The sequence below is a fragment of the Staphylococcus sp. GDX7P312P genome, from assembly GCF_008385775.1.
Taxonomy (GTDB): Bacteria; Bacillota; Bacilli; order Staphylococcales; family Staphylococcaceae; genus Staphylococcus; species Staphylococcus haemolyticus.
The window spans coordinates 70,446-84,245 of the sequence record NZ_VUKI01000022.1 but is presented as its reverse complement, the minus strand read 5'-3'; the positions used below and the strand labels follow the sequence as shown (position 1 = coordinate 84,245).

Sequence of the window (13,800 nt, the reverse complement as noted above, 5' to 3'; positions counted from 1 at the left end):
ATTTTTGAAATTTACCATTTCTTTACTCGCTTCAAATAATCCATAAATATTCCTCTTGTAAGATGGTGGTGTATACACTTTTATCTTACAGGGGGATTTTTTATGGATAAGAAACAGTTAGGGAATAAGCGTGAGTCGTTTTCGATTCGTAAATACTCAATTGGGACAGCATCTATTTTAGTTGGGAGTTTATTATTTTTAGGTGGAGGCCAAGCGTCTGCTGCAGAGAGTAATGAGGCGAACACTTCTGAAAAGGTTTCAACGGAACAAGCGCTATCAACTGAAGAACAACCGAGTCATGAAGCCTCAACACAACGTGTGGAACAACCACAAAACAAAGCGATAGCAACAAAAGTAACAAAGACAAATGTAGATGCTTCTTCTGAGAAAACGCAATCAAACGAGGCGGATACTGAGTCAAACGAAGTTATACATAATGATACTCAAAGTAATGAAACATCAGAACAATCTACAGAAGAACCAAAAACACAACAAAATAAAGCATCTGATGATATTACGACACAAGAAGTGCCTTCGACTGAACAATCTACACAGGGGAAGACACACCCCACTTCTAAACAAGAAGTAATGACACAAGAGACATCAACTACAGAAGTTCAACCTAAAAACGAACAATCACAAACTGAAGTACAGCCTCAACATGAAACTAAAGAAACATCTTCACAAAGCAACACGCAAGAAGCACCTACAAAAGAAACTAAAAAACCAACACAACCAACTACTGAAAACAAACAATCAGAAAAAAGTAATACGACACAACAAACTAACCAAAAAGCAAATTCTGAGGTATCTCAATCCAATGTAACGTCAACTGAAGAAGTAACAAATACTAATGAAACGCGTACTCGCACACAACCTTTTTCAAAAGAAGAAATGAATAAAGTAACGGCTACAGAAGAGAGTGATGTAGCAGTTTCGGACCTACCTCAAACACAAATGAAGCACATGTCTCCGAAACAAAAACAAGTGCTCTTCAAAGCATTGCAACGTGATGCGAACACGCAAGATCAACAACCGAAAGCAATTCTTTCTACAACGCCTGAATGGACGTCAGCACAACGTACAAAGAATGCGTCTCGAACTGGTCAAGATCAGTTAAATATTACGCATAAGGGGCGTTATACAAGTGGTGCGGACTTTGATAAGGGTGGCACAGAAATTGTGAAGTACAATCCGAAGAATGGCTATGCGTATTCGGTAAATGGCGATAAAGAAGCGTTGGATATTATTGATGTGAAACATCCTGGAAAGGATGGCGCAATTAATTTAGTGAAGCGTATTTATCTACAAGATAATGGAATTGAAGCGGGTGATTTAACGAGTGTAACAGTACATCCGAGCGGAGATTATGTAGCCGTGTCTGCGCCAGCAGTGGATAAGACGAAGCCAGGACATGTTGTATTCTACGGTTCAAATGGTGATTACATCAATAATGTGACGGTAGGCAGTCTTCCTGATATGGTCACTTTTTCTAAAGATGGTAAATATTTATTAGTAGCTAACGAAGGAGAACCGAGCGACGATTACACTGTTAACCCACCAGGCTCTGTGTCAGTCATTGATGTGACAGGTGGCCCAGCTAATGTGAATGCCAATAATGTCCGTACAGCAATGTTCACGAAAGAACATCAAGAAGGTATTCGTGCGTTAGGTCCTAATGCGGAAGATGCTTACTTAAATATTGAACCAGAATATATTGCGGTAGATAGTCAAAGTAAATATGCCTATGTCACATTACAGGAAGTCAGTGCCATTGCGAAGGTCGATATCGCGAAAGGACAAATTGTCCAAGTGAAAGGGTTGCCTTACAAAGATCATTCGCTAGCACAAAATGCAATGGATGTATCAGATGAAGATGGTAAATCTGAGTTGCGTCGTGTGCCAGTATTAGGATTATTACAACCAGATGGCATCGATACGTATGACTACAATGGCGAAACCTATTTATTAATTGCGAACGAAGGAGATTCTCAAGATTATGAGGGTTATTCTGAAGAAAAACGTGTGAAGAAATTGAAAGATGATATTCAATTGGATGTACGTTATTATCAAGGCTACACGCAAGCAGAACTAGATGATATGGTGGAAAATGGCTTGTTTGATGACGAACAATTGGGTCGTTTGAAAGTTACGACATCGCATGCGTTTAAAGATGGTAATGGTAAATACAATGCGCTTGTATCTTGTGGTGGTCGTTCATTCTCTATCTTAAGAGCTTCCGATTTAGAAATGATTTATGACAGTGGTAGCGATATTGAGCAACGCGTCTTAGATTTATTACCTGAACGCTTTAATGCTAATTATGAAACAGCTGATGACATTAAAGTAGATGACCGAAGTGATGATAAAGGTCCAGAGGCTGAAAATGTGGTCGTTGGTAAAGTAGGTAGTCATTCATATGCATTTGTCGGTCTAGAACGTGTTGGTGGTATTATGATTTATGATATTACTAATCCTAATGAACCGTATTTTGTGAAATATTTATACGACCCAGATAATAAAGATATTTCACCTGAGGGCATTACGTTTGAAAGTGCTGAAGACAGTCCAAACGGTAAACCAATGTTAATCGCGTCATTCGAATTGTCTGGCACAACATCTGCTTGGGAATTAGAAGATTTAACAGGTGATCAAGAAAGTGATGATGGAGAAGATAGTGATAACCCGGGAAATACCAACGGGGAGTCTAATGATGACGATACAACGCCTAACCCACCTTCTGAAAATGATGGTTCAAATACAGATCATGATGTAGATAATGGAGAACAACCTGATAACGGTGACGATACTTCAAATAATGATGAAGACAACCATTCTTCTGATGACACTAATGGAAATGATGAGGGCATAGAACCACTTTATGAAATTGACGGTGACATTTTTGAAGATGATAGCGACGAAGTTATCTCAGATCAAGAAGATAACAATGATACAAGTGCACAATCACATGAAGAAGTAGAGAGTAAAGGTGCTTCACACAATATTAATCATAGTGCCCATGCAAATCATCAAGAAGATAGCCATGATAAACAAATAACAAATTTTAACACTCATAACTCGAGTGTGGTAAGCACTAAATCTTCAAGTCATCACGTAGTGGTAACTAACTATAGAAGTGTAGTATCTGATAAGTCAAACCATGCAAATACTTCGTCTGATAACGTAAAAAAAGAACTGCCAAAATCAGGTCAAACTGAAACAAACACAACGTTATGGTCAGTGTTATTTGGTGGTTTGGGGTTAGCATTTATTAGAAAACGTAAAGATATAAAATCCGTCAAATACTGATTAACATGGTCCGCTAAATAATTTATTGTTTAGCGGGCTAATTTGTAATTTTATAATCTTTGAAAAGTAAATAGATTTCATAAATTAGTGGGAAATAATTATTTATTAAATTTTGATACTGATATATCAAGCTTTAAGACGATTTTCCGAACTTTTGTCACGTAATAGTTACTTTTAATACAGCAACAACTTAAGTATAATTATATTAAATTGTAACTAGATTAATCATTTCTTACGTGTGTAGGAGGTGATAATAGCAATTGATATTAATTTTTGATTTTAATTTAGAATTTGTTTTAACTATCAATATTTTAATTTACTCAGTACTTACATTCCTTATTAAAAACAAATAAAAATCCTTTATTATTGCAGTAATAAAGGATTAAATCAATAGTAAGAAAAATTAGAGACACTAACTCTAAAGAAATCTAGCTATAGTTTGACACCAACCTATGAGATGGGTTGGTTTTTTAATTAAATCATCTTTATTTTAGGTTAACTAAAACTATGTGTCAAACAAACTTAGTAAAATATCGTGATTTTATTAAGTGAAAAAGATGTAACATGATATGCTAAGTTTTGGAAACAAAATGTTAGCGAAATTCAAGCAAATGCACCATTTTGTATGCGGAAAGTTGTATATGAACTTGCTAAGTTAGAAGAGAGGTGACCATAACTATGAAACTTGCTGAACAGATTAGGAAACATCGTAAAGAGAATGATCTAACTCAAGATCAATTAGCTACTGAATTACACACGACACGCCAAACCGTTTCCAAATGGGAACAGGGTACGATTGAACCGAATGCGCAAATGATTGTGCAATTAGCGCAACGTTTTGACATTTCCACAGACGAATTATTAACAGGGCAAACGTCTCATCCTTATAAAAGAGAAGAATCACAATCATATCCTGAACATTTAAATTTTTGGGATTTCTTATCTCAAAAGTGGTGGTTCGTATTAATTTTGGTAGTTATCGTGTGCGGTACAATAACACAAATCTTTACAAGTTAATAGTGAGGTCTCCTAACTCAACTTGGGAGGTACATGATGAGCTTAATAATTAAGTATTTAAAAATGATTTGTGTCATTATTTTGACGTTTGTATTAACAGTCATTGCGCAAAATATTGCTTTACTATGGCATTTGTTAGATTTGAAATCTTTTGAAACAATCTTACATGGTATCACCTATGTGGGACTTACCTTTTTATTCATTAAACTTTTAATTAATAAAGGATTTAAAGAGAAATTAAGTGACTATCGTATTAACTTACCTAAAAGTAAACTCAGTTATCTATCAGTTGGCTTACTGATTCCGATTATAAATATCATCATTTATTGCGTCTTTATTCCAGGTCATTTTGAAATAACGAAAGCTGATACTGTAATAGAATATTTAGAAATGTTATTTGAAATTATTGTTTTAGGTGGAATATGTGCACCTATAGCTGAAGAATTAACAGTACGAGGCTTATTAATGGGATACATTGAAAAGAAAGCGAATATTACCTTTGCCATCATTGTTACATCAGTATTATTCGCTTTAGTCCATTTGTTTAATGGCGGGATGTCTGGTGTTAGTCTAATATTATTAGTCGTAAGTGGCACGGTCGCTGGTATATTGTACGGTATGACGGCGTATAAATTTAACTCAATTTGGCCAAGTGTTTTTATGCATATGTGTTGGAATCTGTCAGACTTTGTCCATATCACAACGCATAATGATGACTACGGCGTAATTCAGTATATTATTAAAGTTAAAAACATACTCCTAACCGGTGGCGCATATGGTAATACATCTTCACTCATAGCAATAGTATTATTCTTAATAGCAATAATTTTAGTTGCAATGAAAAGTGTGCAGAGAATTAATTTGAGAGACTAATTTAGTCTCTTTTTTATTGACCTTCAAGTATAGTTTAATGATAACTTTTAAATAACATAGGAAGGGGATGAGAAAATGCAAATAGATGAAGTTTCCAAAAAGCTTAATATATCTAAATCAATGATTCGTTATTATGAAGAAAAAGGCTTGATTAACATTTCTAGAAATCAAAATAATTATAGGGAATTTAATCAGACTGTCTATACAACATTGAAACTTATTAAAGATTTGAAACGATTAAACTTAAGCCTAGAAGAAATAAAGTATATTGTAAATTTATTTAACAAGCCTATTTCAAAGGAGTGTAACATCCAATCTACTAAGTACTTAGATCGAATTATTAAGGATTATAAAAGAAGTATTAATGAACAAATTAATATATTGAATAGATTGGAACAAGTTAAGGAGCTCTCACAAGACATGAAATTTGAGGAAAATAAAACAGAAATTTTGAATATGTTAGCAGGAGTTAAAGAGTATGATTAGTATTATATACGCTGGAAATCAATCAGGGACATGTTATGGAATTTTTAAATTATTAACTCAAAAATTGGAAAATAAAGAGAAGTATATTTTCAATCTACAACTTATTAAAGAAGACATACTTATTTTAGAAAAAGGATATAAACATGAATTAACAGATAAGCAAAATAAATTTATAAATATTATTAATCAAAGTGATACATTAATATTCATTTATCCTCTATATTGGTTAAACATGCCAATGTTGCTTAAAGGATTTATTGATATGACATTTTGGCCTAATGAGGCTTTTAGTTTCAAAAATAAACAATATTATAAAAACGGTTTATGGAAAGATAAAAAAGCAATAGCTATATATACAATTGGTGGAAGTGAATGGTTTAATTTATTAAATTTGAATCTAGGTTATAGAGTATTAAAGTATCCACTAAATTTAGTTGGTATTTCTAATATAAAAAAATTTTATATTGATCAACTCAACCGAAGTAATAGGCAATCTGTAAATAAAAAAGTGAATAGTCTTGTAGAAAAGGTAATGAAATCCATATAAATAAACTAAGCACAAAGCAGTTATTAAGCTTTGTGCTTTAGTATGTTAGCCTTAAATTGCACTCATAAAAATTTAACTTGAAGGAGATAATGATTTATGAAGGTAAGGCAATTTAGTATTTATAAGATTTTAACTTATATGATTCTCACAATTGCTATATTGGAAGTTGCAGGAGAATTAGGTGGGCTCGCTATGAATCATGGTCTAGCGAAACCTATTGGTCAACTAATAAGTGGAATTATATTTACCGTTGGGACATTGATAACATTAAAGTACATTTACTCAAAGAACCCAGACATTTTAAAAGAAATTAAATTAAAAGGGTATAGTAATAAGCGAGATTTAATCATAGCATTGGCACTACCATTTTTAATTACATTTATCGTATTAGTAATAGGTATTAGTACAGGTCTAATGCAAAATGTGAGCGTAAGTACGGATATACATATTTGGGCAATGTTTTTATTTAATTGTCTTTTCGCAGTATTATATGAGGCTTTTCCAGAAGAAGTGTTGATTCGTGGATTGATATTAAATGAGTTACGAAAGAAATTTAAGTTTATCCCATCATTATTTATCCAACCATTATTATTTGCAATTATTGGTGGGTCAGCGCATATTATTTCAAATTTAATACATTTAGGTAATCCAGAATTAATATCTGTTTTAGGCTCAATGATACAGTTCTATTTATTTGGCATTACATTACAGCTATATAGAGAACTTGCAGGTTCCTTATGGGCGAATATGTTGTTTCATTTAGTTTGTCTAGAAACCGTTAGATTTGTCTTTATGAGTTCAAGCCAATCTATCATTAAATTTCACGAAACACAACAAGGCGTTTTTGGCACAATAGGATTATTTCTTGGATTATACATAGGAAGTGCAATTATTTTGGGTATTTTACTTTGGCTCAGAAAAAGAAATTATCAGAGATCAAATTAATAATAAGGAGGTACCAAATCAACGATGCGTCGTTCATTACTTACATATATTATTTTAGTGTTCGTTTTAACCTATAGTATTGAAGGTCTTGTTTATTTAATCGGCGGACTTCAAGCTTTCTCAATAATTGCGAGTTTAACGATGTTGTTTCCTGCTATTACGGCAATCATTGTATGGGCTATTTATTATCGTGACAAAAAATTTTGGAAGTTCTTCGGACTTAGATTAGGTAAAATTAAATATTGGTTTATACATCCATTGATGATGCTATTGGCTTTGATAATTATTTACTTAGTTTCTTATATGTTGAATCCCAATCAATTTCTAAATAGCACAGAACAACAAGATAGAATGAAAGAAATTTTTATTTTCTTACCAGATGTACCGCTATTTATCAACTTATTGGTTCCAATAATACTTAATCTATCAATAGGTATACTATTTAGTATGATTGCTTATCTAGGTGAAGAGTTAGGTTGGCGAGCTTTCATGTACCCTAAATTGACTAATATTGGAGTAACAAAAGGATTAATTTTAGGCGGCTTTATATGGGGATTATGGCATCTCCCTCTTATCTTAATGGGGCATAATTATCCTAATCATCCAATTCTAGGAAATATAATGATGATATTAATGTGTATTCCGTTTGGCATTATTCTATTTTATTCATATATCAAATCTGGAAATATCTTTGTGCCAGCGATAATGCACGGAATTTTAAATCAATTTTCAAGTACTGTAACTACTTTCTCTATAAAAGAATCACAATTCAATCCATTACTTTATGGTTCAACAGGACTTGTTGGAATAGTGATTTTTAGTTTAATTGCTTTATTTTTAATTAAAACTATCAAGAAATCAAACCATATTTATAATTTTTAATTTTAGACTGACCCTCTATTCCGGAAGGTCTCAAATTAAAAAAATTGCTTCAAATCACTAAATTTCTACAAAAATAACGTATTTGTTCATAATTTTCGCTAGAATAAACAAGATTTTAACCATATGATGGCAACGTAAAGGAGCGGATCAATTTGAAAACTAAGAGCGTAGGGGAACGTATTAGAAACTTAAGGAAGTCTAAAAAGATGTCTCAAGAGAAGTTGGCAGAAAAACTAAATGTTTTTCGACATTCTATTTCAAATTGGGAAAGGGATGTCAGTTCTCCAGACATACATTCATTATTGGAGATGACAGAACTTTTTGGCGTTTCTTTAAATCAATTGGTTAAAGGAGACGAACTTATAGTGAATAAATATGTTTATGCAGCGTTAGCATTTTTCTTAGGTAGCTTGGGGGCACACAGATTTTATAGAAAACAATATGGTAAAGCACTATTATATATATTATTTTGTTGGACAGGTATTCCTGGTATTATTGGAATGATAGAGGGAGTTATAGCATTTATAAAAACTGCAGATGCCCAAGGTAATATTTAAGACATAATATGGAGTAGGGAGTGAGACAGAATTTAACTTGAATTCAGTTTCATTCCCTTGTTTTTTGCATAGCAAAAGCACTTATAGCATTGGGAGAACTATAAGTGCTTTAACGGCCATATTGGCGTTTTGGGAAAATACAATTATTGGGTTTTAATAAAATGTATAGTAAGGATACATTTTATCGGCATGGGATCATTAGTGATTCATAAATGTACTCTATAATTTAAGGAAGTGTGAGTAATTCAATCTAAATTGAAAAGAAAAGAGCATGTAATTCAACACGTAAGAAATTACTAATGCAATGATTATCCCAAAACAAATACATCAATTATGTATCTACTTTTAATAAATACCCATTCAAATTAAAATAAAACTCTTTTTGCAAACAAAAAGAATAAAAATATTAACTTTATTGAAATCAAAAGTAATCTACTTAAAATAGCGCTACGTTAATAATAAATAAAAAGTCATTCCAATTACCAAATAATAATATTAAATGCGAAATTCGTATATATTCTTTTGCATAGTATTAATTTTGCTTTTTACATAAAAAATAATAAATTCCGTGGAATATAATTTGTTTTTTTAGTAAAATAGTCACTAAATGAGGATAAAAGATAACTTTAGGCGTCTAAAACAGTTAACTTATATTCTCATTTTTTTATTATCTACTAGGGGATGGGAAAATTTTATGGATTTACTTATTGGTACTTTATTCTTAATTTTAGTTCTTATTATTTTTACGTTATTTACTTATAAAGCACCTAACGGAATGCGTGCGATGGGAGCACTGGCAAACGCGGCTATTGCGACATTCTTAGTCGAAGCATTCAACAAGTATGTTGGTGGAGAAGTATTCGGAATCAAATTTCTAGAAGAGTTAGGGGATGCTGCGGGAGGTCTTGGCGGTGTTGCTGCAGCCGGATTAACTGCGCTTGCGATTGGTGTATCTCCAGTCTACGCACTGGTTATTGGTGCTGCTTGTGGTGGTATGGATCTCTTACCTGGTTTCTTCGCAGGTTACCTTATCGGTTACGTTATGAAGTATACAGAGAAATACGTTCCAGATGGTGTTGATTTGATTGGTTCAGTAGTTCTACTTGCGCCACTTGCAAGATTGATTGCAGCAGGTTTAACGCCAGTCGTTAATAATACACTTTTAAAAATTGGTGACATTATTCAAAGTAGTACAGATACGAATCCAATATTTATGGGTATCGTTCTCGGCGGTATCATTACAGTTGTTGGTACAGCGCCATTAAGTTCAATGGCATTGACAGCTTTATTAGGACTAACAGGCATACCTATGGCAATCGGTGCTATGGCGGCATTTAGTTCAGCTTTTATGAACGGTACATTATTCCACCGTTTAAAATTAGGTGATCGCAAGTCAACGATTTCAGTAAGTATTGAACCTTTGTCTCAAGCAGATATAGTGTCAGCTAACCCAATTCCGATTTACATAACGAATTTCTTTGGTGGAGCAGCTGCAGGTTTAATAATCGCATTATCAGGCATGATCAATGATGCGACAGGTACAGCAACACCAATTGCTGGATTCCTTGTAATGTTTGGTTTTAACAATCCAATGACAGTCGTTATTTATGGCGTTGTCATGGCTATCGTTGGTGGACTTGCAGGTTGGATTGGTTCACTTGTATTTAAGAAATATCCAATTGTTACTAAACAAGATATGATTGATCGAGGCGCTAAAGACGCATAGCACTAAAATAAACCTTCTTTGTATCGTCGTTACAAAGAAGGTTTTTTAGTATATAAATTCCTAAAAGAAAGTATTTACTAAATAAGTTTAATAATGCTATTTTATGTGTAATAATAAAATCATAAAAATCATGGTATTCACTTTCATTATAGCGCTAAAAATTGTAAATATATCAAAAAACATGTTATTGTAAACATTTTGTCAATTATACATAAATAATTTATAAAGTTATTTAAAAAGTGTTGTATTATATTTTGCAATCGCTTACAATACATGTGAAAGATATCACAAAGGAGTTGTACAAGATGCAAAATTTAAGAAACAGAAGTTTTTTAACACTATTAGACTTTTCACAAAAAGAGGTTGAGTTTTTACTAAATCTATCAGAGGATTTAAAACGCGCGAAATACGCCGGTATAGAACAGCAAAAACTTAAAGGTAAAAACATCGCATTAATTTTTGAAAAAGATTCTACTCGTACACGTTGTGCGTTTGAAACTGCAGCATATGATCAAGGCGCTCACGTGACATATCTTGGACCAACTGGAAGCCAAATGGGTAAAAAAGAATCTGCGAAAGATACTGCTCGTGTATTAGGTGGTATGTATGATGGAATCGAATACCGTGGCTTCTCACAACGTACTGTTGAAGAATTAGCGAAATATTCAGGTGTGCCTGTGTGGAACGGCTTAACAGATGAAGATCATCCAACTCAAGTACTTGCTGACTTCTTAACAGCAAAAGAAGTATTGAAAAAACCTTACCACGAAATCAACTTCACATATGTTGGAGATGGACGTAACAATGTAGCAAATGCATTAATGCAAGGTGCAGCTATCATGGGAATGACTTTCCACTTAGTTTGCCCTAAAGAATTAAATCCAACAGATGAGTTATTAAACCGTTGTAAAGAAATCGCAGCTAAAAATGGTGGCGAAATCTTAGTGACTGATGACATCGATGAAGGTGTTAAAGGTTCAGACGTTATCTACACAGACGTTTGGGTATCAATGGGTGAACCTGACGAAGTTTGGGAAAAACGTATCAAATTATTAGAACCATATCGTGTAACTAAAGAAATGATGGAAAAAACTGGTAACCCACGTGCCATCTTTGAACACTGCTTACCATCATTCCACGATACTGAAACTAAAATTGGTAAAGAAATCCAAGAAAAATATGGCTTAACTGAAATGGAAGTTGCTGACGAAGTCTTTGAAAGTGAACAATCTGTTGTCTTCCAAGAAGCTGAAAACAGAGCACACACTATTAAAGCTGTAATGGTTGCAACTTTAGGAGAATAATTGAAGGGAGACCTACCTATGTCTAAAATCGTAGTGGCTTTAGGTGGTAACGCTTTAGGACAATCACCTGAAGAGCAATTAGAATTAGTTAAAGGAACAGCTAAATCATTAGTTAGCTTAATCCAAAAAGGTTATGAAGTTGTAATCAGCCATGGTAATGGACCACAAGTCGGCAGCATTAATTTAGGATTAAATTATGCAGCTGAAAATGGTCAAGGACCAGCGTTCCCATTCCCAGAATGTGGCGCAATGAGTCAAGCTTACATTGGTTATCAACTACAAGAAAGCTTATTAAATGAACTTCATGCTTTAAATATTGATAAACAAGTGGTTACATTAGTGACTCAAGTTGAAGTAGCTGGTGATGACCAAGCATTCAATAATCCTACGAAACCAATTGGCTTATTCTATACAAAAGAACAAGCGGAACAAACAATGGAAGAAAAAGGTTACAAATTTGTAGAAGACTCTGGACGAGGTTATCGTCGTGTTGTACCTTCTCCAATGCCAATCAACATTGTAGAACTAGATAGCATTGAAACATTAATTAAACACGGTACATTAGTTATTGCAGCTGGTGGTGGCGGTATCCCAGTTGTCAAAGAAGAAGGTAACTATAAAGGCGTCGATGCTGTTATCGATAAAGATAAAACAAGTGCTTTACTAGCAGCACACTTAAAATCAGATCAATTAATTATCTTAACAGCAGTAGATTATGTTTATATTAATTACGGTAAAGATAATCAAGAAGCTTTAGGTGAAGTAACAGTGGATGAAATGAATCAACATATTGCTGACGGTCAATTCGCAAAAGGTAGCATGTTACCTAAAGTAGAAGCAGCATTACAATTTATCGAGAAAAATCCAGAAGGTAGTGTATTAATAACATCTCTTGAAGATTTAGGAGATGCCCTAGACGGTAAGATTGGTACATTAATTAAAAAATAATAAACGTGATTGACTTTTGACATGGTTATACAATAACACTCAATACATTTTAATAAATAAGTTAAACCTGGGCTTAATGTATGTGATTTACATACTAAGCTCAGGTTTTTTAGTGGTCGTTTGGGTATCAAAAAACCCCTCACTAGTTGGCGTAGTGAGGGGACTGGTGTTTACTAAATGTATTATGAAACTTGTTAAAGCATTTCAATATCAGAAAGTGTAAAAATGTATTTTAAGTAATGGATGAACCATTTAAATTTCTGACAAGCTAATCTTTGATTCGCGTCTTATATTTTAAGTACGTTGCAATGCCCCAATAGATAACTAAACCGATGAGTAAAATCAACCAGACTATATTAAAATCTCCCTCAGTAAATTTAATATAGAAATTATAAACCGCTAATACGATAAAAAAGTAAACTGTAGTCCATTTACTAGCTATACTAAAATGTTGTTTTTCCATTTCATCTTGTCTTTTTAACATTATTATCACCTACTTATAATTTTTAAGGATTAAATAAGTCGTCCACAGTTGTATTGAATTGCTTTGCTAATTTAAATGCAAGTTGCAAGGTTGGATCGTATTTATTGTTCTCGATTGCATTAACTGTCTGACGGGAAACGTTCACATTTTTACTTAATGTGTCTTGAGACATACCCATTTGTTTCCGGTATTCTCTTATTTTGTTTTTCATTTTAATCAGTCCTATGGCGTGTATTTCTTTTTCACTATAAAGTAATTCATTACTAATAGTAAAGCTACTATTAATATATAAGCCAATTCTGGGAATTGATTAAATGGATAAACCGTATGATGTCCTTGGTATAAAGCGAATATTTTTAAAATCATACCGATGAAAAAGGTATAAACTAAACCTACAAAAGTTTTAGAAAATATTTCTAAAAACATTGTGCGTTGTCTCTCATCGTAACCAGTTCTATCAGTATTTTTAGTATCTAGCGTTTCGCTTGGGAGATACTTATTTGTAATAATTGTCCAAATGATACCAAAAATTAGTACGCTAATGAAAAGTAAGATATAAAACATATATTTCACCTCAAAATGTCAAAAGTATTTTACATTTATAGCATAGCATCATGAGAGATAATGTCAAATTCTTTTTACATTTATGAGAATTCTCTATAAATATAAAAAAACCTATGATTGTAAAATAGTCAATCATAGGCTTGAAATGAATTCTTTTA

General features: G+C 33.0%; 14 protein-coding genes. 11 read left to right on the top strand and 3 right to left on the bottom strand.

Features of this window, described 5'->3' with window-relative positions; translation table 11 throughout:
- Positions 1-102: 102 nt before the first annotated feature.
- The 11 genes from F1592_RS06540 to arcC all read left to right on the top strand — a co-directional run bounded on the left by F1592_RS06540 (position 103) and on the right by arcC (position 12,594).
- The gene (locus F1592_RS06540; protein ID WP_149809378.1) at positions 103-3,309 is read left to right on the top strand and encodes a choice-of-anchor I family protein; all 3,207 of its coding nucleotides are present in this window, start codon (positions 103-105) and stop codon (positions 3,307-3,309) included.
- Between the two features lie 678 nt (positions 3,310-3,987).
- Positions 3,988-4,326 carry a helix-turn-helix domain-containing protein gene (locus F1592_RS06535; protein ID WP_033079800.1) on the top strand — a complete coding sequence of 113 codons (339 nt, stop codon included), beginning with the start codon at positions 3,988-3,990 and terminating at the stop codon, positions 4,324-4,326.
- 36 nt (positions 4,327-4,362) lie between these two features.
- Positions 4,363-5,199 carry a CPBP family intramembrane glutamic endopeptidase gene (locus F1592_RS06530; RefSeq protein ID WP_033079799.1) on the top strand — a complete coding sequence of 279 codons (837 nt, stop codon included), beginning with the start codon at positions 4,363-4,365 and terminating at the stop codon, positions 5,197-5,199.
- Between the two features lie 75 nt (positions 5,200-5,274).
- Positions 5,275-5,685 carry a MerR family transcriptional regulator gene (locus F1592_RS06525; protein ID WP_033079798.1) on the top strand — a complete coding sequence of 137 codons (411 nt, stop codon included), beginning with the start codon at positions 5,275-5,277 and terminating at the stop codon, positions 5,683-5,685.
- On the top strand, positions 5,678-6,232 hold the full coding sequence (locus F1592_RS06520) for an NAD(P)H-dependent oxidoreductase (protein ID WP_149809379.1): 555 nt from the start codon (positions 5,678-5,680) through the stop codon (positions 6,230-6,232). The genes F1592_RS06525 and F1592_RS06520 overlap by 8 nt, the downstream gene beginning before the upstream one ends.
- A gap of 96 nt (positions 6,233-6,328) precedes the next feature.
- Positions 6,329-7,177 (top strand): CPBP family intramembrane glutamic endopeptidase, encoded by an 849-nt coding sequence (locus F1592_RS13615; RefSeq protein ID WP_142400707.1) that lies wholly within the window; start codon positions 6,329-6,331, stop codon positions 7,175-7,177.
- Positions 7,178-7,201: 24 nt separating this feature from the next.
- The gene (locus F1592_RS06510; protein ID WP_033079796.1) at positions 7,202-8,059 is read left to right on the top strand and encodes a CPBP family intramembrane glutamic endopeptidase; all 858 of its coding nucleotides are present in this window, start codon (positions 7,202-7,204) and stop codon (positions 8,057-8,059) included.
- Between the two features lie 152 nt (positions 8,060-8,211).
- The gene (locus F1592_RS06505) at positions 8,212-8,616 is read left to right on the top strand and encodes an NINE protein (RefSeq protein ID WP_149809380.1); all 405 of its coding nucleotides are present in this window, start codon (positions 8,212-8,214) and stop codon (positions 8,614-8,616) included.
- A gap of 694 nt (positions 8,617-9,310) precedes the next feature.
- Positions 9,311-10,342 carry a PTS sugar transporter subunit IIC gene (locus tag F1592_RS06500; protein ID WP_037558241.1) on the top strand — a complete coding sequence of 344 codons (1,032 nt, stop codon included), beginning with the start codon at positions 9,311-9,313 and terminating at the stop codon, positions 10,340-10,342.
- Between the two features lie 305 nt (positions 10,343-10,647).
- Entirely contained in the window at positions 10,648-11,646 is a 999-nt protein-coding gene (gene argF / locus F1592_RS06495) for an ornithine carbamoyltransferase (protein WP_011274587.1), read from the top strand.
- Between the two features lie 18 nt (positions 11,647-11,664).
- Positions 11,665-12,594, top strand: a complete 930-nt coding sequence (arcC, locus tag F1592_RS06490) for a carbamate kinase (RefSeq protein WP_016930574.1) — start codon at positions 11,665-11,667, stop codon at positions 12,592-12,594.
- Positions 12,595-12,862: 268 nt separating this feature from the next.
- On the opposite strand, the gene F1592_RS06485 is transcribed toward arcC, so the two are convergent.
- The 3 genes from F1592_RS06485 to F1592_RS06475 are packed head-to-tail and all read right to left on the bottom strand — an operon-like array spanning position 12,863 to position 13,642.
- A complete protein-coding gene (locus F1592_RS06485) occupies positions 12,863-13,078 on the bottom strand; it encodes a hypothetical protein (RefSeq protein WP_011274589.1) in 216 nt (71 codons plus the stop codon).
- 22 nt (positions 13,079-13,100) lie between these two features.
- Positions 13,101-13,289 (bottom strand): helix-turn-helix transcriptional regulator, encoded by a 189-nt coding sequence (locus F1592_RS06480; protein ID WP_016930575.1) that lies wholly within the window; start codon positions 13,287-13,289, stop codon positions 13,101-13,103.
- Between the two features lie 11 nt (positions 13,290-13,300).
- Positions 13,301-13,642 carry a hypothetical protein gene (locus tag F1592_RS06475; protein ID WP_011274591.1) on the bottom strand — a complete coding sequence of 114 codons (342 nt, stop codon included), beginning with the start codon at positions 13,640-13,642 and terminating at the stop codon, positions 13,301-13,303.
- Positions 13,643-13,800 lie beyond the last annotated feature (158 nt).

Coding starts and splice junctions, on each gene's coding strand:
- arcC (WP_016930574.1), top strand. CDS start 11,665: ATGTCTAAAATCGTAGTGGCTTTAGGTGGTAACGCTTTAGGACAATCA.
- F1592_RS06540 (WP_149809378.1), top strand. CDS start 103: ATGGATAAGAAACAGTTAGGGAATAAGCGTGAGTCGTTTTCGATTCGT.
- F1592_RS13615 (WP_142400707.1), top strand. CDS start 6,329: ATGAAGGTAAGGCAATTTAGTATTTATAAGATTTTAACTTATATGATT.
- F1592_RS06480 (WP_016930575.1), bottom strand. CDS start 13,289: ATGAAAAACAAAATAAGAGAATACCGGAAACAAATGGGTATGTCTCAA.
- F1592_RS06520 (WP_149809379.1), top strand. CDS start 5,678: ATGATTAGTATTATATACGCTGGAAATCAATCAGGGACATGTTATGGA.
- F1592_RS06510 (WP_033079796.1), top strand. CDS start 7,202: ATGCGTCGTTCATTACTTACATATATTATTTTAGTGTTCGTTTTAACC.
- F1592_RS06525 (WP_033079798.1), top strand. CDS start 5,275: ATGCAAATAGATGAAGTTTCCAAAAAGCTTAATATATCTAAATCAATG.
- F1592_RS06485 (WP_011274589.1), bottom strand. CDS start 13,078: ATGTTAAAAAGACAAGATGAAATGGAAAAACAACATTTTAGTATAGCT.
- argF (WP_011274587.1), top strand. CDS start 10,648: ATGCAAAATTTAAGAAACAGAAGTTTTTTAACACTATTAGACTTTTCA.
- F1592_RS06500 (WP_037558241.1), top strand. CDS start 9,311: ATGGATTTACTTATTGGTACTTTATTCTTAATTTTAGTTCTTATTATT.
- F1592_RS06475 (WP_011274591.1), bottom strand. CDS start 13,642: ATGTTTTATATCTTACTTTTCATTAGCGTACTAATTTTTGGTATCATT.
- F1592_RS06535 (WP_033079800.1), top strand. CDS start 3,988: ATGAAACTTGCTGAACAGATTAGGAAACATCGTAAAGAGAATGATCTA.
- F1592_RS06530 (WP_033079799.1), top strand. CDS start 4,363: ATGAGCTTAATAATTAAGTATTTAAAAATGATTTGTGTCATTATTTTG.